This is a genomic window from Nocardia neocaledoniensis, assembly GCF_003182135.1.
In the GTDB taxonomy this organism is placed as follows: Bacteria; Actinomycetota; Actinomycetes; order Mycobacteriales; family Mycobacteriaceae; genus Nocardia; species Nocardia neocaledoniensis.
The window spans coordinates 39,127-60,939 of the sequence record NZ_QGTL01000006.1 but is presented as its reverse complement, the minus strand read 5'-3'; the positions used below and the strand labels follow the sequence as shown (position 1 = coordinate 60,939).

Below are 21,813 nucleotides of genomic sequence, written 5' to 3'. Positions count from 1 at the left end.
CCGGCGCGGAAAAGCCCGGAAAAGGATGGCGGACGCTCGGTCCGCCATCCTTTTTCTTTGTTCAGTAGCGGATACAGCCCGCGGCGATACGCCAGAATGTATCGGGAGTCAGTGTCTGCAGATCCCAATCGTCGGCCAATTCGTGCGCGGTGGTCACGATCCGGTCGATATCGAAATCATTACGTGTCGCCGCGCCGGTGGACTCCACGGCATCGATGACATACGCGACCGCGGTTTCTCTGGAGCACCGCCCGGTGACGGGGTGGACGGTGGTCGCTGCGCGATCAGCGAGGCCGGAACGGCCGTTGGTGTTGTTCATGTGAACGCCCCTGTGTGTAGACAGTGGCAAACCAGAGGCAAACATAGCCCCGGGTGTGCCGCTCGCGGCCTCCCCTGACTTTCCCCTCAATTGTGTTGCGGCCCTGAGTTTAGGACTAGGACACTTTCACTTGCAAGCACATCTGCAAGATCGATTCCGTCTCGATGCGGGGCGTTTCCCGGCTTCTGAGCGGCGAATCCGCGCCTGTGTCACCGGGTTCGCCCGGCGTGCCGCGCGGAAACGGCCGTGACCGGCGGATCGCCGCGGACCCGGTGGTCACGGGGTGTGGGGGCGGTCCGGCGCCCCGCGACTCTCCGGCCGAATTCCGTTGTGATAGTTAATTTTAAGCTATCGAATTGCCGACACGGCGGCCGAAATCGGGTCGGAACCGGAGACCAGTTCCAGGGTGTGCCGAAAAGTGTTGTCCGCGACCAAGATCGACGCGATGGTCGCGGCGACGTCGGCACGCGGGATCGGGCCGCGCGGAATCGGCGGCGAGCCGAGCGTGACCAGACCGTTGCCTTCCTCGTCGGTGAGCATGCCCGGGCGGAGAATGGTCCAGGCCAGCGCGCGCGAACGCAGATCGTCCTCGGCGCGGGTCTTGGCGTCGAGGTAGGCCGCCCAGACCTCGTCGGTGCCCTCGGCGGGTGGGCGGCCCGCGCCCATGGTGGAGATCTGCACGAACCGCCCAACGCCGGTCTGCTCGGCGGCATCGGCCAGCTGGACCGAGCCGTTGAGGTCGACGGTGTACTTGCGCGCGGCGCCGCTGCCCGGCCCCGCGCCCGCGGCGAACACCACCGCATCGGCGCCGGCCACCTCCGCGGCGAGATCGGCGGTCGTGTCGCGCTCCATGTCGTAGATGACCGGGACACCGCCGGTCGCGGTGATGTCGGCGGCCTGGCCGGGATCGCGGATCAGGGCGTGTACCTGGTCACCCCGCCGGGTCAGCAATCGGGCCAGCGCGAGAGCGATCTTGCCGTGTCCACCGGCGACGACGACGCGCATGTGGGTGCTCCTTTCGGGCGGATCGGTGGCCTCAGCGTTCCGGGCCACCGGGATTGCAGTTGGCCGACACCGTCGCCGAATAGCCGACCGCGGGTCGCCACGGCTCCAGGTTCCAGCTCGGTTTGTCGGGTGCCACCATCCTCGCCCACACCCAGTGACAGATGAACTGGTCCCGCATGCCCGGCGCGTCGGCGGCGGGGTCGAGGGCGAGCACCTCCTGCCACGCGAGCTCGTCCGCGCCGGGGGCGGCGGTGCGTCGGCCCGCGATGGTCGGGACGACGAGCAGCCGCGCGCCGTCGATGTTCTCGGTCCAGCGCACGTGATCGATCAGGGGCAGGCCGGCGTAGGGATCGACCGTCGTGGTGGGCGGCGGGATCGTGACGGGCGGCTTGCTCGTCGGCCGGACGCTGGTGGTCGCCGTGGGTGCGGCGGCGGGCGGGTCGTCGTCGGCGGGTGATCCGCAGCCGGCGAGCGCGGTCGTCAGCGCGACGGCCACGATCGCCGGGTGGTTCCACCGTGGCACCGGAGCTCCTCCCGTCGTCGCGCGTACGGCCGGGACACGACCGCCCGACCAGCCTAGTGCGGCGGGCCGGGCGGGGCCGGTGCGGTCAGTGCCAGAGCGAGCGGCAGGGGAGCCTGCGCATCCCGGGTCCCACCCGGCCGTCGACGGTCACCATCAACCCGGCGTGCACCGCCGCGGAGGTGAACTCCCAGGCTTCCGCGGGGGTCGCGGCGTATTCCAGCGTCAGGGCGTCCTGGGGAGTCGGGCCGTCGAAGTAGACCGTGATCCGGCGGGTCGGTATCTCGGTCCGGTCGATGCGATGGGGGGTGGCGGCGATGTTCTCGTCGATGGGAATCATGGCGTGCTCCTTTCGCCCCGGCGCTGAGAGCGCCTTGCTACCAGACGGTAGGGCCCGCGACATCGAGAAGAACATGTTCCTGGCGCAGCTTGCGTCCGGTCACAAGGCCGCCGGTCAGACGTTGTGAGCTCCGCCGATGTCTTTCTGTTGCGGTTCCGGCGGGCCACGCTACCGGCCAGTATCGGTGGCGACGGCAGCGACACGGGAGGACGAGCCGGATGATCTCGGTTACGGCGGCACGACACGCTCGGCCGCGCCGGACACTGCTGGCCGTGGCGGCCGCGCTGGTGCTGGCGGGCGTCCCCGCCGGCGCCCACGGCGCGCCGCTCTACCCGCGCGCCGATCCCGACCCCTTCTACGCCCAGCCCGCCGACCTGTCCGCGAGCGCGCCCGGCGACGTGCTGGACGTGCGGCCGATGCCGCCGCTGGCGATGTTCCCCGACACCACCGTCACCCTGGTGAAGTTCCGGTCGACGGACTCGACCGGCGACCCGATCGCCGCGACCACCACGGTGCTGCAACCGGTGAACCACCGCCCCGACGCGCCCGTGCTGTCGTATCAGCACATCATCAACGGCCTCGGCGTCCAGTGCTCGGTGTCGAAGGTGCTCTACACCCAGGACCCGAATCTGATGGTGCGCGAGGCGGTCGCGTGGAACTTCGCGCTGCGCCGCGGCTGGACCATGGCGTTGCCCGACCACCTCGGACCGACGTTCGCCTACGGCGCGGCCAAATTGGGCGGTCAAGTGACCCTCGACGGCATCAAGGCCGTGCGCAAGGTCGAGCAGCTGCGGGTCGCGGGGAGCAGGGTCGCGATGGCAGGCTACTCCGGCGGCGGCATGGCGACGGCGTGGGCAGCGGCATTGCAGCCCACCTACGCGCCCGACGTGGAGATCGCCGGCGCCGCCATGGGTGGGGTGCCGATGAACCTGGTGTCGATGCTGGAGGGCCTCGGGTTCGGCAGGCACCCGGTCTTCGGTCTCGCGCTGGCCGCCGGGATCGGGCTGGAACGCGAGTATCCGCAGCGCTTTCCGATCAGCGAGCAGATGAACGCCAGCGGCCTGGCCGCCCGCGCCGCGATCGCCGACGCCTGCACCAACGACATCCTCGGCGCCGGCGCCGGCCGCGGCATCCTCGACTTCGCCGCGACGACCTCGCTGGTCGAGGACCCGCAGGCCCGCGCGGTGGTGGAGGAGAACAGTCTCGAGCTCTATCCCGGCGCGCCGACGATGCCGGTGTTCGAGTGGCATTCGCCGATCGACGCCCTCATCCCGGTCGACGCGATCACCGCGACGACCCGGCGCTGGTGTGCGGCGGGCACTCCCGTGGTCACCGAATCGACGCCGACACCCGACCACCTGACCGCGGCCGTGCTCGGGCTGCCTTCCGCGCTGCGGTGGCTCGACGCGCGACTGCAGGGGGAACCGGCGCCCAGCACCTGCTGAGCCCGGGGTGATCGATCCGGATCCGCCTGCCCCGACGCGGATCCGGATCGATCACCGAGAGTTGTTGCGATCCAGGCGCACTGCGTCACGAGTCGGGCACGACGGCGGGTCGACGCGGGGTGCGCGGCGTACCGTCATGTTCTGACGTCAGGCGCACTGGGGGAGGTTCGGCGGGATTCGAAGCACCGCATCGCCGCACGTCACGACGAATCCGACGTTGCCACCCGAAGGCGTGTGTGCCATGCGATCTGTGCGTGTGTTGGTCTGCTCGATAGCGCTGCTCTGTTCCCTCGCCGCGGGGACCGCCGCGGCCGATCCGCCGCCGGCGCCGGGCATTCCGGTGCCGCACCCGGGATTCCTGCCCGATCTGCAGCAGTGGATCGACCAGGTGCTGCCCTCGCCCATCCAGCCCTCGGGCGGCACCGCCGATCCCGACGCCGAGCTCGCCGCCCTGCGCGCCGCCGTGCTGCCCGCGGAGGTCGGTGACCCGATGTTCGATCGGTGGCCGGCGAATCTGGCCGACTTCGCGCCGGGCGAGATCATCGAATACCGTGACATCGCCGCCACCGCCGCGCCGCTCACCGTCGTGCCGTTGCGCTCGGCCACGCTGCTCAAGTTCCGCACCGACGACTCCCAGGGCAGGCCGTCGTTCGCGACGGCGACCCTGCTCGTGCCCGCCGCCGACTGGACCGGCCCCGGCGATCGGCCGGTGCTGGTCAACAACCTGCCCATCGACGCGCTCGGCCGCGATTGCACGCCGGGATACACCCTGGCGCACGGGCTCACGCTGCATTCGAGCATGACGGAGTTCTTCCCGCCGACCACCCAGCTCGCGGCGCTGCGCGGCTACGCGGTGCTGGTCCCCGACCACGAGGGCCCGCTCATGGCCTACGCCGAGCCCTATGTCGCCGGGCACGCGGTGCTCGACGCGATCCGTGCCACCCGCGGGCTCGATCCGTCGACGTTCGGCGACAGCAGATTCGCGATGACCGGCTATTCCGGCGGCGCCATCGCCACCCACGGCGCCGCGAAGCTGATCGACAGCTACGCACCGGAACTGGCCGACGCGATCGTCGGCGCGGCGCTGGGCGGGGTGCCCGCCGATTTCGAGATCCTCTCGCGCAGCATGAACGCCAATCTCGCCTCCGGGATCTTCATGGCGGCGACGTTCGCGATCGGGCGTGAGCGCCCCGAAATCCTGGCCGCGATGAACAATCTCGCGCGGTGGGTCGCGACGTCGGTGATGAAGGACCAGTGCGTGAGTGTGTTCGCCATTCCGGGCGTACTGCACCTGCCGATCGATGTGGCCGCGAACATTCCCGATCCGTTGCGTTCGGAGCTGGCCACGAAAATCTATGAGATCACCCGGATGTCGGGCCTGCGGTCCAGTACTCCGCTCTATGTCTACAACGGCGAACAGGAGTTCTGGATCCCCGCCGAGGGAGCCAGGAAGCTGTACGACGAACAGTGCTCGCTCGGTGCGAACGCGGTGTACCGCAGCGTGTTCGGTGAGCACGTCATCGGCGCGGTGACCGGGTATCCGGAGGCGATGCTGTGGCTCGACGAACGGTTACAGGGGGTTCCCGCGCGCAGCGAATGTTGAGCGGGGAAAAATTCCTGTGCCGCGTCATGGCGGTTTTCCACGGCCGGTGGTGAACTGCCCAGAACACCGCGGAGAGCGAAAATACCGAGATTTCCCGGCCTTATGTTCGGTGCGGTTTCGACAAAGCCATTCGCATTTCTCGAATCGCACAGGAAGATACGCCAACGATGAAATCTCCCAGTCGCAGACGGACGCTGCACACGGCGGTGCTCACCGGCGTCGGCGCGCTCGCTGTCGCGCTCACCGGGCCGGGGGCCGCCGCGTCCCCGGCGCCCACCGAGCAGGCACTCGCCGACATCATTTCCGAGGGCCGTCAGGTCGCAGGACCGAGCGGGTCCGCCTGCACCTCCGGCAGCGGCGCCGGCTCGGGCAACGGATCGGGGGACTGCTACGGCGGTTCCGGGTCCAGCTCGGGGTCCTCGGGTGGAAAGTCCACCGACACCGTGGGACACGGGCCGGCACAGACCTCGTTCCTCGGTGCCTTCGCCTACGGCCTGGCCAACGGCGACGCGGCCCCGCCCGGGGCCAACGACTGGAACTGCAAGCCGACGGCCGAGAAGCCGCGCCCGGTGGTGCTGCTGCACGGCACCTGGATGAACGCCTACAACGGGTACGCGTTCATGGGGCAGCCCATCAAGGACGCCGGTCTGTGCACGTTCACCTTCAACTACGGCCGCTCCGGGTTGGTCGAGGGCGGCGGGCTCGGCTCGGTGCTGCCCGGTGTGATGGGGACCGGCTACATCCAGGACTCAGCGGACCAGCTGGCCGTGTTCGTCGACCGTGTGCTCGCGGCCACCGGGGCCGAGGAGGTCGACCTGATCGCCCACTCCCAGGGCGGCTCGATGGCCAACTGGTACACCAAGTTCGACGGCGGCGCGGCCAAGGTGAAGAATCTGGTCACCTTCGGGGCCACCCATCACGGCACGAGCCTCGACGGCATCGGCGCACTCGGCCGCGCGATCAACAATCTGGGCATCGACATCCTCGGCCTGATCGAGATCTTCGTCGGGCACGCGGGCATCCAGCAGACCATCGGTTCGGATTTCGTCAACCAGCTCAACGCGAACGGCGACACCGTCGCCGGCGTCGACTACACGGTGGTCGGCACCCGCTACGACGAGGTCACCAACCCCTACGACCTGACCTTCCTGAAGCCCGGCCCCGGTGCCACCGTCGACAACATCACCCTCCAGGAGGGGTGTGAGCAGGACGTCTCCGACCACCTGACGATGATGTATTCGCCGCGGGCGCTGTCGATCGCGCTGCGGGCCATCGACCCGTCGGGCAATCACGAGCTCGCCTGCACGTTCAATCCGTGGCTGATCGGAGGTGGTGGCTCGCTCTGACCCGGACGCACGCGAAGGCGCTGTCCGTGATCGGCGGGCAGCGCCTTCGTCGTGGGAGGGATCAGGCGGCGGCGCGATACGTGCGGGCGACCAGCGCCGAGCGCAGGTACCACAGACCGGAGGGCTGGGTCGGGTCGAAACCGGTGAGCTGACCGATCCGCTTGAGCCGGTAGTCCACGGTATTGGTGTGCACGTGCAGCACCCGGGCGGTGCGCTGCCGGTTCAGATTGTTGGCGATGTGGCGTTGCAGCGTCTCGAGCAGTTCGGGGTACTGGTCCAGCGGATCGAGGAGCGAACCGAGGAACTCGCGGCCGGGCCCGGGGCGGGTGAGCTGGTACTCCAGGGCCAGTTCGTCGAAGCGGTACAGGCCCGAGGTCACCTCGAGGCGCTGCACCATGTCCAGCAATTCGTGCGCCTGGTCGGCGGCGTCGGGGACGCCGGTGGTCGAGGTCTCGACCAGAGCCGCGGTGATGCCGACCTGAGCTGCCTGCGAGAGCTGGGCCACGAGCGCGGCCAGACCCTCGCGATCGAAGGTGTCGGCGGGGATGAGGACCGTGCCGCCGTCAACGCTGAGCAGTGACAACGCCGTGTCGCCACACCGCTTGGCCAGCTCGGCCTGCACCCGGCGCAGCTTGCGGCGGGCCACGACCTTGGTGTCGAGCGCGGGATTGGCCTCCTCGCGGTGCGGGGGGATGGCCAGCGCCAGCACGGCGTAGGACTCGGCGATGGCGATGCCGCATTCCCTGGCCATGGTGGAGGTGCTGTGCCCGCCGAGCAGCGCGGAGGTCAGCGTGTGCACGGCGGTGTGGTGTTCGCTCACAACGCCGCGCAGTTCGCGAACATAGGCCAGCGACACCTGCGCGGTGATGGTGTCGAGCATCTCCATCACCATCTTCACGCCGTCGACCAGGTTGTCGTAGTCCTTCACCGAGGCGTTGGACACCACCAGGTCCAGGCCCATCTTGAAACCCTCGGCGATGGAGTGGTGGATGGTGTCGATCGGCACGCCTTCGCGCGCCCAGCCGCTGGCCGCGTCCTGCAGGCGCTGCAGCTTGTTCGGGATGTCGCGCCCGTCGAGCATGCTCACGGCGAACTCGAGACAGATGCGGGTGATGGTGGTGACGTCGCCGGAGATGGCGTCGCCCGGCAGCGTGCCGCAGGGCACGACATTGGCGACGAAGTGGCCGACCATCTGCCGGGAGAGTGTCCGGACATCTTTCAACGGCGACGACATCGGCTGACCGGAAATGGTCAGCGATTGCCGAGGTCGATTGTCGACCGTCATCTGAGTTCCCTTCGCCCGAGTCCTGCTCACCCCCGCTGTCCAGCGACTTCACCCTAGCCAACCGGTGCCGATGCCGGAATGGAACGTCAGGTTCTGGGGTGCCGACGCGCGCGCGGCGGGCCCACGTGGTGACCGGTCACAAGTCTGGTCCCCGGCTATGAGTGGTTGTAGAGTTCTCCGCGCCGGAACGAACCGATAGGGGCACCACCATGCGACCTGCCGTCCGTTGTCTGGTCTGGGAACTGGACGAAACCCTGTGGGACGGTGTGGTCCACGACTCGACCAGCACCGCGCTGCGCCCTGAGGCGCTGCGGACGCTGACGAAGTTGAGCGAGCGCGGGGTACTGCACGCGGTCGCCGCACGGGGCGACCGTGCGCGGACACTGCGGACGCTGTACCGGCACGGCCTGTACGAGATGTTCTCGGCGGTCGAGGTGGGGTGGGGGCGCAAGTCGGCCTCGATCGTGCGGATCGCCGACACCCTCGGCCTCGGGCTGGAGGCGATGGCCTTCCTCGACGTCGAGCCGGTGGAACGCGCCGAGGTGTCGCGCGCGCTGCCGATGGTGCGCTGCTATGCGGCGCGCAACGTCGACATGTTGCCGCTGCTGCCCGATTTCCGTCACGACCTGCGGTCGGACCGGTTGCCCACGCCGCCACTGGGTTTCGCGCGCGTCCCCGCGCTCTGAACGTGCGAACGATGCCGATGCGCATCGCCTGCTGAGCCGCACCTGCCGCAATCTTGCATCGAGTGCCGAAACGGCGGGGGTTCAGGGTTGCCGCGGCGGCAGTGCCAGGGTGAGTTCCGCCAGCCGGTCCGGGGCGGCCACCACGTCGTAGGCGCTGATCAGCCCCGCGCGCACGGTGAACGTCACCGCGAACAACGGCCTGCCCTCGACCGCCACCACCAGGCCGGGGAGCCCGTCGACGAGCAGTTCCACCGCGTCGCGCGAGCGCTGCCGCAACGCGAGCGCGCCCTCGGCGACCTCGGCGGCGCCGCGCACGAGCGCCGCCATCCCCGGCGCCAGCGCCGCCGGATCGGCGGTGCGCACCACGTCCGGGGCGAGGATCGCCAGCAGCCCGGCCAGATCCCCCTCGCGGGCCGCGCGCAGGAACGCCGCCACCGCGCGGCGGTGCGCTGTCAGTTCGACCGCGCCCAACCGCGCCGGGGCATGCACGCGCGCCCGCGCCCGGCTGGCCAGTTTCTTGGCCGTGGCGGGCGTGCGCCCCACCATCGGTGCGAGGTCGGCGAACGGCACCGCGAACAGATCGTGCAGCACGAACGCGACACGCTCCTCGGGACCGAGCGTGTCCAGGACCACCACCAGCGCCCGCCCGACCGCGTCGGCGAGCAGGGCCTCGTCCTCGGGATCGACCCCGCGGCCGCTGGCGACGACGCCGGCCGCGACGGTGTCGGTGGTCTCCGCTCGGCGCGTACGTGTCCGCAGCGCGTCCAGGCAGATCCTGGTCAGGACCGTGGTCAACCAGCCGTCGAGGTCACCGATCGCGGTGGTGGCCGCGCGATCGAGCCGCAGCCAGGTCTCCTGGACCGCGTCGTCGGCCTCCGCGGTGGACCCGAGCAGCCGCAAGGCCAGCGCGCGCAGCCGCACGCGGCGCCGCTCGAACGCCGTCGCCAGCGAATCCGCGCGCATCGGTCACCTTTCCGTCGGCCCGTTCGTCAGGAAGACGACGGCACTCGCCGTCGCTCACCGTAGACCGGAGGAACTGTCCGATGCATACCGTCTTCGTCGTCGTCACCGTGCTCGCGGCCGTGGCCGCGCTGACCGCCGCCGCGGTCGATGTGGTCCGTGCCGACTGGGTACGCGAGAACATGCGCCACTACGGCGTCGCGCCCTGGACCCTCACGCCGCTGGCGGTGATCAAGGCGGCGGGCGGGATCGGCCTGCTCGTCGGCCTGTTCTACCGGCCGCTGGCGATCGCCGCCGCAGCCGGGCTGGTCGTGTACTTCGTCTGTGCGGAACTGACCGTGCTGCGGGCGCGCTGGTACGGCCACCTGGGCTACCCGCTGCCGTACCTGCTGCTCGCCGCCGGTTCACTGGTCGCCGCCACGCTGGTGTGACACCGGTGGTGGCGCGCAGTACCGGCGGGCCACCACCGGTGGGTCAGGAACCGGCCAGGATGAAGTCCGCGGCCTGCTCACCGATGAGGATCGCCGGCGCGTTGGTGTGGCCACGGATGATCAACGGCATCACCGAGGCGTCCGCGACGCGCAGCCCCTCGACCCCGCGCACCTTCAGCTCCGGGGTGACCACGCTGGCGGCGTCGGTCCCCATCCGGCAGGTGCCGACCGGGTGGTAGAGCGTGTGCGAGAACTGCTCGAGGCTCAACGCCATGGCCTCCTCGAGATCCTCCGGCGCCTGCGGCGGGTAGATCAGCGGCCCGAGCGCGCTCTTGAGCGCGGGCTGTTCGGCCAGGCGGGCGCACACCCGCAACCCGGCCAGCAGCGCGGCGCGGTCGGCGCCCTCGGCATCGGACAGGTACCGCGGATCGATCACCGGCTTGGCCGTCGGATCGGCCGAGGCCAGCCCGATCCGGCCGCGGCTGCGCGGACGCAACAGGATGGCGCCGAGCACCACGCCGTGCTCGGTCGCCTCGACCAGACCCTCGTGGTAGAACGGCGCGGGCGCGTAGATGAGCTCGAGATCGGGGTGTTCGAGCTCGGGTTCGCTGCGCACGAACCCGTACGCCTCACCGACATTGGAGGTGAGCATGCCGCGGTGCCGCACCAGGTAGTTGATCAGTTCGAGCGGCTTCTCCGCCGTGAACAACGAATCACCGTCGACGCTGTAGCCGAGGGCGGTGATCAGGTGATCCTGCAGGTTTGCGCCGACCTCGGGGGAGTGGGCGACGACCTCGATGCCGTGTTCCTTCAGATCCTCCCGGTCGCCGATGCCCGAGAGCTGCAGCAGCTGCGGGCTGTTCACCGCGCCACCGCAGAGGATGACCTCCTTGGCGGCGGTGACGGTGTGGGTCCGGCCCGCGTGCAGGTACTCGACACCGACGGCCCTGGTGCCCTCGAACAGCACCCGGGTGGCCAGCGACTCCGCGCGCACGGTCAGGTTGGCCCGCTTCATCGCCGGGCGCAGATAGGCGTCGGCGGTGCTCCAGCGCCTGCCGTCGCGCTGGGTCACCATCGTCTGCGAGAAGCCTTCGGGTGCGGGACGGTTCGGCGACTCGAGATCGTGGCCGGCCTGGCGCGCGGCCTCCAGGAAGGCGTGCGTCGACGCGCGCGGGCTGCGCTGGCGCTGCACGTGCAGCGGCCCGTGCGTGCCCTCGTCGGGGAACTGCGCGTCCTGCACCTTCTCGATCTTGCGGAACTGCTCCACCGCGGCCGCGAAGTTCCACTTCTCGCCGGCGAGGAGCCCCCACTCCTCGTAGTCGGCGCGGAATCCGCGCACCCACATCATGGCGTTCATCGACGAGGAACCGCCGAATGTCTTGCCGCGCGGCCAGTAGATCCGGCGATCCCCGAGAGCCGGCTGCGGCTCGGTCAGATAGTCCCAGTCGCGCTCGGTGCGGAACAGTTTCGAGAAGGCCGCCGGAATGTGGGCGAACTTGTCGTCATCGGCCGGACCGGCCTCCACCAGCACGACCGTGGTGTCCGGGTCGGCGCTGAGCCGATTCGCGAGCACCGCCCCCGCCGACCCGGAGCCGACGATCACGTAATCCGCGGACGTCCCACCTGCTTGCACTGTCCAACTCCGATCCTGTACTGCTGCTGTCGTGGCCAACTGAACGCACCGTGCGCACGGGCTGAAATACCCGTGCGCACAGCCGGACTCGTCGTCCGGCCCCGGCGTTGCAAGCAGCGTACTGACAGTGGCGGCCCGGCGGGCGGGGTGCGGTTCAGTCGGTGCCCGAGGCCGCGGCGGCCTTGCCCGCGCGGCGGCCGTAGAAACTGCCGTCGCCCAGCGAGGCCCCGCTGACGTAGCCGTACGCGCACAGCCCGGACGTGCACCTCCCCGCCGCGTACAACCCGGCGATCGGTTCGCCGCTCACGTGCAGGACGCGGGAGTCGAGATCGGTACGCAGCCCGCCGAGGGTGAATCCGGCCGTGAATCCGCGCAGATCGAACCCGGCCAGCGGCGGGGTCAGCGGACGGACCCACTCGGGCTTCTTGCCCAGCAGCGGGTCGCTGCCGTTCGCCGCGTGCCGGTTGTAGGTGTCGACCGTGGTCTGCAGGGTCTGTTCGGGCAGCCCCATCTCGGACTCGAGCTCGGCGACGGTCTCGGCCACCCACTTGGGCGGGAACCGGAAGAACGGGGTCGCGCTCTCGGTGGCGAGAGCCTCCTCGAGCGAGGCCTCGTCGATGACCAGGAAGGCCTGGTTGTCGTTCTGCAGCAGCGTGGCCTGGCCGATCCGGCCGGGGTAGGTGTCCTCGGTGACGTAGCGCTGGCCGCGCCCGTTGACGAGGATGCCGCGCGCCATCATCTGCGGATCACCGAAGATCGCGACCTCGCTGGCGTCCATGTGGGCCAGCTCGGCGCCCAGCGCCTGCGCCAGCCGGATGCCGATGCCGTCGTGTTCCTCGATGGCGGCGCCGGGACGCCCGCTCAGGCGCGGGGTGTAGCGATCGATCATCTCGGTGTCGTAGGCGAAGCTGCCGGTCGCCAGGACGACGCCGCGCGCCGCCCGCACCGTCACGGTCTTGCCGTACTTGGTCGCCAGCAGGCCGACCACGCGGTCCTCGTCGTCGACGACGAGCCTGCGGATGCGGGTGTCGTACTCGACCTCGACGCCGAGTTCGGCGACGGTGTCGGCCAGCGGCTTCATCAGCATGTAGCCGCCGCTGCGCTCGCCGGTCTTCTTGTTCGCCATCTGCGGAACGTGACCGCGCGGCGCCGGCTTCGCGATGTCGAGGAACGGCGCGGCGTTCTCGCCGCCGGAGTACATCAGGCCCTCGTCGTGCGGCGGCTCCCAGCCGGGCTCGCCCCAGAACGACTCCTTGAACGGCACACCGCACTCGACCAGCCAGTTGTAGTGCTCGACGCTGCCCGCGCAGTAGTCCTCGATCTTGGCGGTGTCGACGCCGGGGCCAAGGGCCGCGGTGAGGAACGCCGCCATGTTCTCGGGGGTGTCGTCGAACCCGAGCGCCTGCTGCAGCGGGGTGCCGCCACCCAGGTAGACGAACCCGCCCGCGAGGGCCGCGGCGCCGCCCCAGCCGCCGGTGCGCTCCAGGATCAGGACCCGCGCGCCCGCCCTGGCGGCTTCGATCGCCGCGCACACGCCCGCGATGCCGAACCCGGCGACCACCACGTCGGCCTCGAAGTCCCAGTTCGTCACCTCGTGTGCGCGCAGCGGGCGGACGGTGTCGATCCGGTGGGGTTGCTCGGTCACGGTGCCTCCGGTGCTCGGGTGTGTGTACCGAAATGGTGCCGCCTCCCCGCCGACAAAACAAGAACGTGTTACAGATTTCCCGGACAGCGGGACTCTCGCGCACCGATCGGCTCCGGTACGGTGACGATCGAACCGACACGGGACGAGAACTGGTGGTGTTGTGGTGAGTACGAACGTGAAAGACATTGCGGTGCGGACCCTGAACGGGGACGACACCACACTCGGCGCGCTGGCCGGCGACCGGGCCGTGTTGCTGGTCAACGTGGCCTCCAAGTGCGGCCTGACCCCGCAGTACACCGGACTGGTCGAACTGCAGAAGACCTACGGCGAGCGCGGTTTCACCGTCGTCGGCTTCCCCTGCAACCAGTTCATGGGCCAGGAGCCGGGCACCGCCGAGGAGATCCAGGAATTCTGCGCGGTCACCTACGGCGTCGACTTCCCGCTGCTGGCCAAGGCCGACGTCAACGGCGACGACCGGCACCCGCTCTACACCGCGCTGGTCGAGACCCCGGCCGCCGACGGCAGCGCGGGTGACGTCCAGTGGAATTTCGAGAAGTTCCTCATCGGCCGCGACGGCACGGTGGCCGGCCGCTTCCGGCCGACGGTCACCCCCGACGCGACCGAGCTGGTCGCCGCGATCGAAGCCCAGCTCTGAGCTACTGCGCGTTCGCCAGCAAGGCGTACTGCGCGGCGGCCTGCTGACGCACCCCGGTCGCCTCCGACCCGCTGACGAACGCGCCGTAGCGCCGGTAGTTCACGTAGCAGCGCACCACCGCCGGTTCGTCGCCCGCGCGCCGCTCGGCGCAGCGGGCGCCGGGGACGCGGTCGGGCCCGGCGACGGGATGCGCCGCCGCGCTGAGCGTCTCGTGCCAGGTGACGCCGAACTCGCGCGCCGCGTTCTCGTCCCGGAACCGGAACAGGTCCGTGGTGTAGGAATTCGCGACGCTGTCCACGCCGCCGCGATCCCACGCGGCGGCGAGTTCGGCGGGCGCGCTCGGGCGGAAGTGCAGGCTCGCCCGGCCCGGCCACGCGGCGTACTCGCGCGAGGAGATGGCGATCCGCTGATTGGCCGGTCCCGGGATCAGGGTGCGGCGCAACAGGTCGTCGGGATCGCGGGGGAGGTCGGCGATGCGGTCGGGCGCGCTCGGCATGAACCGCTCGAGCAGCGGTTTCTGCGCGTCCAGGATCGCGGCCACCCTGCGGGCGAGCGCGTCGATGTCGGGCGTCGGGTGCTGCAGGAACACACTCACCACGATCTCGCCCTCGGCGTAGGTCGCCCCGATGGTCTTCACGCCGGGCCGCCAGTGCGCGTGGGCCGTCGGATGTCCGGGGATCGGCACCGGCTGATTGTCCGGGCTCACGCCGAAATCGGTGGCCTCGAGTTCTCTGGCCGCGGTCTCGGCGGCGGCCGCGCCGGGGAAACGGAACAGCACGATCCGGGCGACGCGCGCGTCGGTGTCGATCGCGCGGACCTTGCTGTCGAAGGCCCGGTCGCCCCGGGCGACATCGAAGGCCACGATCATCCGATGCCGTTCCAGCGTCGGCAGATTCACGTTCGAGATGGCCGAGACGTCGGCGGCCTTGGCCGGGCTGTCGACGACATCGGTACCCCAGTCGTGGGTCAGCGCCGGGTCGACCTCGTGGGGCAGCACCACCGCGCCAGCCATCCGCAGGCCCTCCAGGACCGGTCCGTCGGTGGGTGCGCGGGCGGCCTCGACATCGGCGGGCGCGGTCGTGTACTTGCCGACCGCGAGCGTGCGGACATCGATCTCCCCGGGCGTGGCGGCGCCGTCGACGGTGCCGCAGCCGGCGAGCACGACGGCCAGCGCGCCGAGTGCCAGGCGCGAGATCACAGGGGCGCGGTGGTGAGCCATTCGTCGATCATCTCCTGATGGGTGCGACCCTTCCAATACACCTGCAGCAGCACCCGGGAACGCGGCGCCGCGTCGAACCGCACCAGCAGCCACGGCCCGTCCGAGCCGTTGAACCGGCGCACGGTGATCGCCTCCCCGTACCGGGTGCGCAGCGATTCGGATGTTCCCGGCGCGAGTGTGCCCACGTACTCGTCGACGGTCTCGGCGTCGCGATGGTCGAGGACCTGCAGATTCACCTTCTCGCGGTCGGTGCAGTTGAAGCCGTTGTCCCACACCGCGCCCGGGTTCTTCGTGGCGAAACTGCACCGCAGCGCCCGGTAGCCCTCGGCGTCGGGGCCGGCCGGGAGGAGATCGGGGAACAGGGCGATCGTCGGCCTGCCCGCCGCCCAGGCGTCGACCGCGGTGGTCGGTGTGGGCGGCGGCGCCGTGGTGCCGGTCGGGTCGCCACCGGGGGTGCCGGACCGGTCGGCGAACAGCACGACCGCGCCGACCGTCACCGCCACTGCCAGTGCCGCGGCGCCGAGTGACCACGCGATCCGGAGCCGAGGCGCGGGCCGCGCGTCCGGCGGCGGGCCGTGCGACGGGGGAGCGGGCGGCGGAGCGACGCCGGCTGTCAGCGCCGCGTTCGCCGCGGCGACCATCTCGCCGCAACTGGCGAACCGATGCGCGGGATCCTTCGCCATCGCCCGCGCGAACACCGCGTCCAGCGCGGCGGGCAGGCCGGTGCGCGCGCTGATCGGCGGCACCGGTTGCATCAGGTGGGCCCCGATCAAGGCGCCCGCGTTCGTCGCGGTGTAGGGCGGATGACCGGTGAGCAGATGGAACAGCGTGCACGCCAGCGAATACTGGTCCGAGCGAGGGCCGAGGGGGCGCCCGTCGAGCTGTTCGGGCGCGGCGTAGCGCAGCGTCGCCACGAGCGAACCGGTCTGCGTCAGCGCGGTGCCCTCGTCGATCGCCTTCGCGATCCCGAAGTCGGTGAGCAGCACCTGCTGCGCGTTCACCCCGGCCGCGTACTCGCGCAGCAGGATGTTGGCCGGCTTCACGTCGCGGTGCAGCAGCCCGGCGGCGTGCGCGTGATCGAGCGCGGCGGCGGTGGATCCGGCGATGTGCAGGGCCCACTCCGGGGCCAGCGGTCCGGCCCGCAGCACCGTCTCGACATCGCTGCCCGGCACGTACTGCATCGCGATCCACAGCCGGCCCGCCTCGGACCCGCGATCGTGAATGGCGACGATATTGGGATGATCGAGGCGCCCCGCGAGCTCGGCCTCGCGCTCGAACCGGCCGCGGAACACCGGATCGGCGGCGACGGAGGAGTGCAGCAGCTTCAGGGCCACCACGCGCGGCAGCCGCGGATGCCGCGCCGCGTACACACTGCCCATCCCACCCGACCCGAGCACCCGCTCGACGCGATAGCCGGCGAACACGACACCGGCCTGGAGCTCGTGCATGACGATCACGCTAACGCACGAGCGTCGACCCCGCGGCCGGTGCGCGGGGTCGGCCGGGTCAGCGGATCAGCGGCGGGTGCGCCGCACCGCGAGCGCGGCGAACACCGCAGCCACCGCCGAGGTCCCCGCCGCCAGCAGCTGGACCGCCTGCGCGGCCCCCACCGCCGAGGTGGCGACGAGCGCGAAGAACACCGAACCGAAGGCCGCGATCCCCACGACCATGCCCAGCTGCACGCTCGTCACGAGAATGCCGCTGGCGTCGGCCGCCACTGCGATCGGCACACTCGCCAGCGCCCGGGTCATCAAGGGACTGAACGCGAGACCGGTACCGAGCCCGAGCAGCGCCAGCGCGACTGCCGCCGCGGGACCGAGGGCCGCGCCGTCGCGCAGCAGCACCGCCAGCCAGGCCGGCGCCACCGCGCTGAGCAGCAGTCCCCCCGGAATCATGCCGGGGTGCCAGCGCGCGGGGAGCCGCTCCCAGTACAGGCCGGCCAGCGCGAAGGTGACGCCCATCGGCAGGAACTGCACACCGGCACGCAGTGCCGTGTAGCCGAGCTCGCCCTGCAGATGGATCGCCGTCGCGAACAGCCAGCCGCCGAAGCTCGTCATGATGAGCAGCAGCGTCGCCGCCGTCAGCAACAGCCCCGGCGCGGCGAGCACCCTCGGCGAGAACAGCGGCTCACCGCCGCGCGCGGCCACCCGGCGTTCGATCCCGGCGAACACCACCACTGCGAGCACGCCCGCGGCCACACACAGCCACGACCACGCCGGATAGCCGAGCTCCCGGCCGAGGACCAGCGGCACGACCAGCAGCAGCACGGTGGCGGTCAGGGTCAGCAGGCCGGACAGATCCAGCCGGCGTTCGACGCGCGGCGCGGTGGCGGGCAGCACGCGGGGCGCTACGACCAGCAGCGCCGCCCCGATCGGCACGTTCACCAGGAACACCCCGCGCCAGCCGCTGCCCGCCACATCGGCGTCCACGATCAAGCCGCCGAGGATCTGCCCGGCGACCATGCCCCCGGAGATGATCGCCGCGTACAAACTGAGCGCCCTGGCCCTGGCCGTCCCGGTGAAGGTGCGCTGGATCAGGGTCATCACCTGCGGCACCATCGCCGCCGCGCCCGCGCCCTGCGCGAAGCGGAACACGATGAGCGACACCGCGTCCCACGCGAGACCGCAGGCGAGCGAGGCGAGGGTGAACACCGCGAGCCCGGCGAGGAACGCCCGGCGCTGGGTGACCCGGTCACCGAGCCGCGCGCCGCTGATCAGCAGCACCGCGTACGCGATGACATAACCGGCCACGATGAGCTGCAGCGCCGCGCCGCCCGTGGCCAGGTCGGCGCGGATCGACGGGATGGCGACATTGACGATGGCGGCGTCGAGCACCGCCATGAACTGGCCGGTGAGAATGACGACGAGCACGGCCACGGCGCGCCTGCCCGCCGGGGCTTCGAACGCCGGTGGGGGCGCGATGGTCTGGGTCATACCCTGATCGTGACCGCGTCGGCGGGGACCGACCAGGAGTCCGTCGACACGGGTACCGCCACCACCCGGCTACCGGCGGCGAGCGGGATAGCTTCTGTACCAACGGAACCGATGCTCTACGCTGATTTCGTACAGTCGGTCCAAGCCCGGAGGCGCCCGATGTCGCAATCCTCTGCCGCCTACCCCAGCTCAGTTCCGGTCGGGGTGGACACCACACGCGCGAGCATCGCGCGTGTCTATGATGCCGCGCTCAACGGCAAAGACAACTACGAGGTCGATCGCGAGGTGCTGGCCCAGGTCCGCACGGTCGCGCCGCAGGTCAACGACCTGGCGTGGGCGAACCGCGACTTCCTCATCCGCGCGTGCCGGTTCCTCGCCAAGTCGGGCATCGACCAGTTCCTGGACCTCGGGTCCGGTTTGCCGACCGCGGAGAACACCCATCAGGTGGTGCAGCGGGTCAACCCGCAGTCGCGGGTGGTCTACGTCGACAACGACCCCTCGGTGCTGGTGCACGCGGAGGCGCTGCTGGCCAGCAACAGCCGCACCAAGATCGCCGAGGCCGACATCTTCCGGCCGCTCGAGGTGCTCGGTAACAAGACCGTGCGCAACGCCATCGACTTCACCCGCCCGCTGGCGCTGTTCCACATCGGCACCCTGCACCACTACCTCGGTGACGACGGACCGGCGCTGATGCAGACCTACATCGATGCGCTGCCGTCGGGTTCGTTCGTCGCCATCGCCCACTTCTACGACCCGCGGACGCCCGAATACACCGAGCTGGCCCGCAAGATGGAAGAGAAGTTCATCCACAGCCCGATGGGCAGCGGCCGCTTCCGTACCAGGGACGAGATCCAGGCGATGTTCGGCGACCTCGAGATGGTCGAGCCCGGCCTGGTCCGCTGCGACGACTGGTGGCCCGACGGCCCGCACCTGACGCCGCTCAACGCCGTTCGCAACTGCATCGTCGGCGGTGTCGGCCGCAAGCGCTGATCGAACCGGCAGCTGATCCGACCCCCACCTTCCGGCGGAGTGCGCCCACGCACTCCGCCGGTCGGCGTCCGGGGGTGCGCCGGAGCAACGGGATCGTCATGTCGATCGCGCCGGGGAACGGGTATCCGGGCACCAGCGACCGACGGTCCGTCCACACGCGTGGTCGGCGAGCCGGCCCGGCCTCGGTCGCGTGCGACCGGGACAGCCGGTGGCACAGCTCATCCCGGGCGGCGACGAGAGGAGTTCGATCTCGTGGAGGACATTCTTCGGCCGCTGATCGTCGTGGTCGCGACCGTGGCGGTCACGGTGCTGGTGCGGCTGGCGATCGATCGGCTGCTGCGGGTCAGCGCGCGCCGCGGGTCCGGTGGACAGCTTCCGTTGTCGCTGCGGCGCGCGCAACTGCCGCTGCAGGTCCTGCTCGGCGTGGTGGTCCTGCACGCCGCCGCGCCGCTGGCGGAACTGGATCCCCGCCACGACACCGTCGTCCGCAACGTTCTCGGCGCCGCGGTCGTCCTGGCCGCGGCGTGGCTGGTGGTCCGGGTGGCCGATCTGGTCGCCGAACATCTCCTGCGCCGCTACGCCGAACGCACCAGGGAGATCTCCCGGGTGCGACAGTTGCGCACGCAATTCGGGCTGGTCCGCCGCGTGGTGACCTCACTGCTCGTCGTGACCACCGCGGCCGTGGCGATCCTGTTGCTGTTCCCCGGTCTGCGTACGCTGGGCACCTCGCTGCTGGCCTCGGCGGGCGTGATCGGCATCGTCGCGGGCATCGCCGCGCAGTCGACCCTGAGCAATCTCATCGCCGGCCTGCAGATCGCCTTCGGCGACTCGGTGAAGATCGGCGACACCGTGGTCGTGGAAGGCGAGTGGGGCACCGTCGAGGAGATCAGCCTGGCCTTCCTCACGGTCCGGATCTGGGACGACCGCCGGCTCACCATGCCGGTCTCCTACTTCAACAGCAAGCCGTACGAGAACTGGTCGCGCGGCGGCCCGGAAGTCACCGGCACGGTCCTGCTGCACCTGGACCACAGCACCCCGATCCCCCTGCTGCGCGACCACCTGCACGCCTACCTGCGCACCCGCCCCGAATGGGACGGCCGCAGCGCCAACCTCCTGGTCACCGACAGCACCCCGACCAACATCGTCGTCCGCGCCGCCATGTCCACCCCGAACGCCGACGACGCCTGGACCCTGCGCTGCGCCGTCCGCGAGGAACTCCTCGACTGGCTCGGCACCCACCACCCCCACGCCCTCCCGAAGATCCCCACCTCGGTCGTCACCACGAGCACCGACGCCGCCCTGCCGTCGAGCGGCTTCGACCACGACGAGATCCGAGCACGCTGACAACCGCGACGATTGTTCCGCGGCCGCCGAGGCGTGCTCCTCTCGTCACGTCGTCGCCGGGAGCCGAGGGGTGAAGCGCGAAACCGGGATGCCGGTGGGCGGCTGGGCTACCGTGGAAACGAGGAGAGGATGGTTGCCCATGTATCCGCCCGGCCCCCGCGCTCCCCGGATTCTGCAGACGATCCGGTATGTGCTTGCGCGAGAACGGTTCCTGACCGCCGCGACCCGCCGGTACGGCGACACCTTCACCGTGCGGATGGTGCCGCCCTATGCCCGACACCTCGTCGTGTTCACCCGGCCCGAGCACATTCGCGAGATCTTCGCGGCCTCCCCGGCCGACCTGCACGCGGGGGAGAGCAACGGCATCCTGCGCCCGCTGCTGGGCGACCATTCCGTGCTGATCACCGACGAAGCCGAGCACGCTCGCGCCCGCAGGCTGCTCATGCCCGCCTTCGCCGGGTCCGCGCTGGCCGGTTACCGCACGATGATCGAGCGGATCGCCGCCGCGCGGGTCGAGAGCTGGACGGTGGGCACCCCGGTACACAGCCTGGACGCGATGACCGAGATCACCCTCGACGTCATCGGCGAGGTGGTCCTCGGCGTGACCGATCCGGGCAGGCGCGCCCTGCTGAGTGCGCCGATGCGGAGAATCACCGACATCGCCCCGCTCACGCTGCTCGGCTCGCGCTATCCACGCCTGCAGAATCACGGACCGTGGAAACGCTTCGGCCAGGACAAGATCCGCCTGGACGACCTGCTCTATGCCGCGATCGACGCACGCCGCACCGCGAGCGCGGACGAGGGCACCGACGTGTTGTCGCGGCTGCTGGCCGCGGGCGCGGACACCGATACCCCGCTCAGCTCCGCGGAACTGCGCGATCAGCTGGTCACCCTGCTCGTGGCCGGGCACGAGACGACGTCCTCGGCCCTGGCCTGGGCGCTGCACGAGCTCGCGTCCGATCCCGCGCAGCAGGAGCTCGCTCGCCGGGCGGCGCTCGACGGCGACACCGCCTACCTCGAAGCAGTGATGAAGGAAGCGCTGCGGTACCACTGGGTGATCGGCGGCATCGTCCGAAAACTGACCCGCGACATGACGATCGGCGGCCACGAGCTCCCCGCCGAGACCGTCGTCGCGGCCTCGATCATGCTCGCGCACAAGCGTCCCGAAGCCTACCCGGACCCGGTGTTCCGGCCCCAGCGCTTCCTCGACGGCAGCGTCGCGCCCAACACGTGGCTCCCGTTCGGTGGTGGTGTGCGGCGCTGTATAGGTGCGGGTTTCGCCTTGATGGAGGGAGCGGCGGTTCTGCAGGAGATCCTGCGCAGGCACACCCTGACGCTGCCCGCGGGCGCGAGCGCGGCGGGCCGGGTCCGCAACATCACCCATGTGCCGGTGCACGGTGCGCCGATCCTGGTGAGTTGAGCCCGGAAACGGGTACCAGCACCACCTGGATACC

20 protein-coding genes are annotated in these 21,813 nt (G+C 70.5%); 9 read left to right on the top strand and 11 right to left on the bottom strand.

The genetic code is table 11. From position 1 onward, the window contains the following. Nucleotides 1-61: 61 nt before the first annotated feature. From DFR69_RS17810 to DFR69_RS17795, 4 genes are all read right to left on the bottom strand, one after another. Nucleotides 62-319 carry a hypothetical protein gene (locus tag DFR69_RS17810; protein ID WP_110038717.1) on the bottom strand — a complete coding sequence of 86 codons (258 nt, stop codon included), beginning with the start codon at nt 317-319 and terminating at the stop codon, nt 62-64. Nucleotides 320-667: 348 nt separating this feature from the next. Then, entirely contained in the window at nt 668-1,324 is a 657-nt protein-coding gene (locus tag DFR69_RS17805) for an NAD(P)H-binding protein (RefSeq protein WP_110038716.1), read from the bottom strand. Between the two features lie 31 nt (nt 1,325-1,355). Next, nucleotides 1,356-1,847, bottom strand: coding sequence for a DUF2599 domain-containing protein (locus tag DFR69_RS17800; protein WP_110038715.1), 492 nt, complete (start codon nt 1,845-1,847; stop codon nt 1,356-1,358). An 85-nt stretch (nt 1,848-1,932) separates the two neighbouring features. After that, a complete protein-coding gene (locus DFR69_RS17795) occupies nt 1,933-2,184 on the bottom strand; it encodes a hypothetical protein (RefSeq protein ID WP_110038714.1) in 252 nt (83 codons plus the stop codon). A gap of 218 nt (nt 2,185-2,402) precedes the next feature. Between DFR69_RS17795 and DFR69_RS17790 the strand changes: the two genes are divergently transcribed. The 3 genes from DFR69_RS17790 (at nt 2,403) to DFR69_RS17780 (ending at nt 6,578) form a co-directional block, all read left to right on the top strand. Next, the gene (locus DFR69_RS17790; protein WP_110038713.1) at nt 2,403-3,629 is read left to right on the top strand and encodes a lipase family protein; all 1,227 of its coding nucleotides are present in this window, start codon (nt 2,403-2,405) and stop codon (nt 3,627-3,629) included. 241 nt (nt 3,630-3,870) lie between these two features. After that, nucleotides 3,871-5,232: a lipase family protein gene (locus DFR69_RS17785; RefSeq protein ID WP_167456307.1), complete on the top strand. Its 1,362-nt coding sequence runs from the start codon at nt 3,871-3,873 to the stop codon at nt 5,230-5,232. A 167-nt stretch (nt 5,233-5,399) separates the two neighbouring features. Beyond that, nucleotides 5,400-6,578 (top strand): esterase/lipase family protein, encoded by a 1,179-nt coding sequence (locus DFR69_RS17780; RefSeq protein ID WP_110038711.1) that lies wholly within the window; start codon nt 5,400-5,402, stop codon nt 6,576-6,578. A 61-nt stretch (nt 6,579-6,639) separates the two neighbouring features. On the opposite strand, the gene DFR69_RS17775 is transcribed toward DFR69_RS17780, so the two are convergent. Next, nucleotides 6,640-7,863 carry a PucR family transcriptional regulator gene (locus DFR69_RS17775; protein ID WP_110038710.1) on the bottom strand — a complete coding sequence of 408 codons (1,224 nt, stop codon included), beginning with the start codon at nt 7,861-7,863 and terminating at the stop codon, nt 6,640-6,642. A gap of 209 nt (nt 7,864-8,072) precedes the next feature. Here DFR69_RS17775 and DFR69_RS17770 point away from each other — a divergent pair, with 209 nt between their 5' ends. Then, entirely contained in the window at nt 8,073-8,549 is a 477-nt protein-coding gene (locus DFR69_RS17770; RefSeq protein ID WP_110038709.1) for an HAD-IIIC family phosphatase, read from the top strand. 81 nt (nt 8,550-8,630) lie between these two features. Here the strand turns inward: DFR69_RS17770 and DFR69_RS17765 are convergent, their stop codons facing one another. Beyond that, nucleotides 8,631-9,512, bottom strand: coding sequence for a sigma-70 family RNA polymerase sigma factor (locus tag DFR69_RS17765; RefSeq protein ID WP_110038708.1), 882 nt, complete (start codon nt 9,510-9,512; stop codon nt 8,631-8,633). Between the two features lie 80 nt (nt 9,513-9,592). Between DFR69_RS17765 and DFR69_RS17760 the strand changes: the two genes are divergently transcribed. Continuing rightward, nucleotides 9,593-9,940, top strand: a complete 348-nt coding sequence (locus tag DFR69_RS17760; RefSeq protein WP_110038707.1) for a DoxX family protein — start codon at nt 9,593-9,595, stop codon at nt 9,938-9,940. Between the two features lie 43 nt (nt 9,941-9,983). Here the strand turns inward: DFR69_RS17760 and DFR69_RS17755 are convergent, their stop codons facing one another. Both DFR69_RS17755 and DFR69_RS17750 read right to left on the bottom strand, forming a co-directional pair. Next, on the bottom strand, nt 9,984-11,573 hold the full coding sequence (locus DFR69_RS17755) for a GMC family oxidoreductase (RefSeq protein WP_186817543.1): 1,590 nt from the start codon (nt 11,571-11,573) through the stop codon (nt 9,984-9,986). A gap of 154 nt (nt 11,574-11,727) precedes the next feature. After that, on the bottom strand, nt 11,728-13,218 hold the full coding sequence (locus DFR69_RS17750; protein WP_110038705.1) for an FAD-dependent oxidoreductase: 1,491 nt from the start codon (nt 13,216-13,218) through the stop codon (nt 11,728-11,730). Nucleotides 13,219-13,408: 190 nt separating this feature from the next. Between DFR69_RS17750 and DFR69_RS17745 the strand changes: the two genes are divergently transcribed. After that, nucleotides 13,409-13,873 carry a glutathione peroxidase gene (locus DFR69_RS17745; RefSeq protein WP_279629849.1) on the top strand — a complete coding sequence of 155 codons (465 nt, stop codon included), beginning with the start codon at nt 13,409-13,411 and terminating at the stop codon, nt 13,871-13,873. Between the two features lies 1 nt (nt 13,874). Here the strand turns inward: DFR69_RS17745 and DFR69_RS17740 are convergent, their stop codons facing one another. From DFR69_RS17740 to DFR69_RS17730, 3 genes are all read right to left on the bottom strand, one after another. After that, complete coding sequence (locus DFR69_RS17740; RefSeq protein ID WP_146229307.1) at nt 13,875-15,092, bottom strand: DUF7373 family lipoprotein; 1,218 nt, start codon at nt 15,090-15,092, stop codon at nt 13,875-13,877. Further along, entirely contained in the window at nt 15,068-16,540 is a 1,473-nt protein-coding gene (locus DFR69_RS17735) for a serine/threonine-protein kinase (protein ID WP_110038968.1), read from the bottom strand. The genes DFR69_RS17740 and DFR69_RS17735 overlap by 25 nt, the downstream gene beginning before the upstream one ends. A 66-nt stretch (nt 16,541-16,606) precedes the next feature. Next, nucleotides 16,607-18,025 (bottom strand): MFS transporter, encoded by a 1,419-nt coding sequence (locus DFR69_RS17730; protein WP_110038702.1) that lies wholly within the window; start codon nt 18,023-18,025, stop codon nt 16,607-16,609. A 159-nt stretch (nt 18,026-18,184) separates the two neighbouring features. On the opposite strand from DFR69_RS17730, the gene DFR69_RS17725 reads away from it, so the two are divergent. The 3 genes from DFR69_RS17725 (at nt 18,185) to DFR69_RS17715 (ending at nt 21,779) form a co-directional block, all read left to right on the top strand. Continuing rightward, nucleotides 18,185-19,015 carry an SAM-dependent methyltransferase gene (locus tag DFR69_RS17725; RefSeq protein ID WP_110038701.1) on the top strand — a complete coding sequence of 277 codons (831 nt, stop codon included), beginning with the start codon at nt 18,185-18,187 and terminating at the stop codon, nt 19,013-19,015. Nucleotides 19,016-19,267: 252 nt separating this feature from the next. Next, complete coding sequence (locus DFR69_RS17720) at nt 19,268-20,359, top strand: mechanosensitive ion channel family protein (RefSeq protein ID WP_110038700.1); 1,092 nt, start codon at nt 19,268-19,270, stop codon at nt 20,357-20,359. Between the two features lie 139 nt (nt 20,360-20,498). After that, complete coding sequence (locus DFR69_RS17715; RefSeq protein WP_110038699.1) at nt 20,499-21,779, top strand: cytochrome P450; 1,281 nt, start codon at nt 20,499-20,501, stop codon at nt 21,777-21,779. Nucleotides 21,780-21,813: the final 34 nt, after the last annotated feature.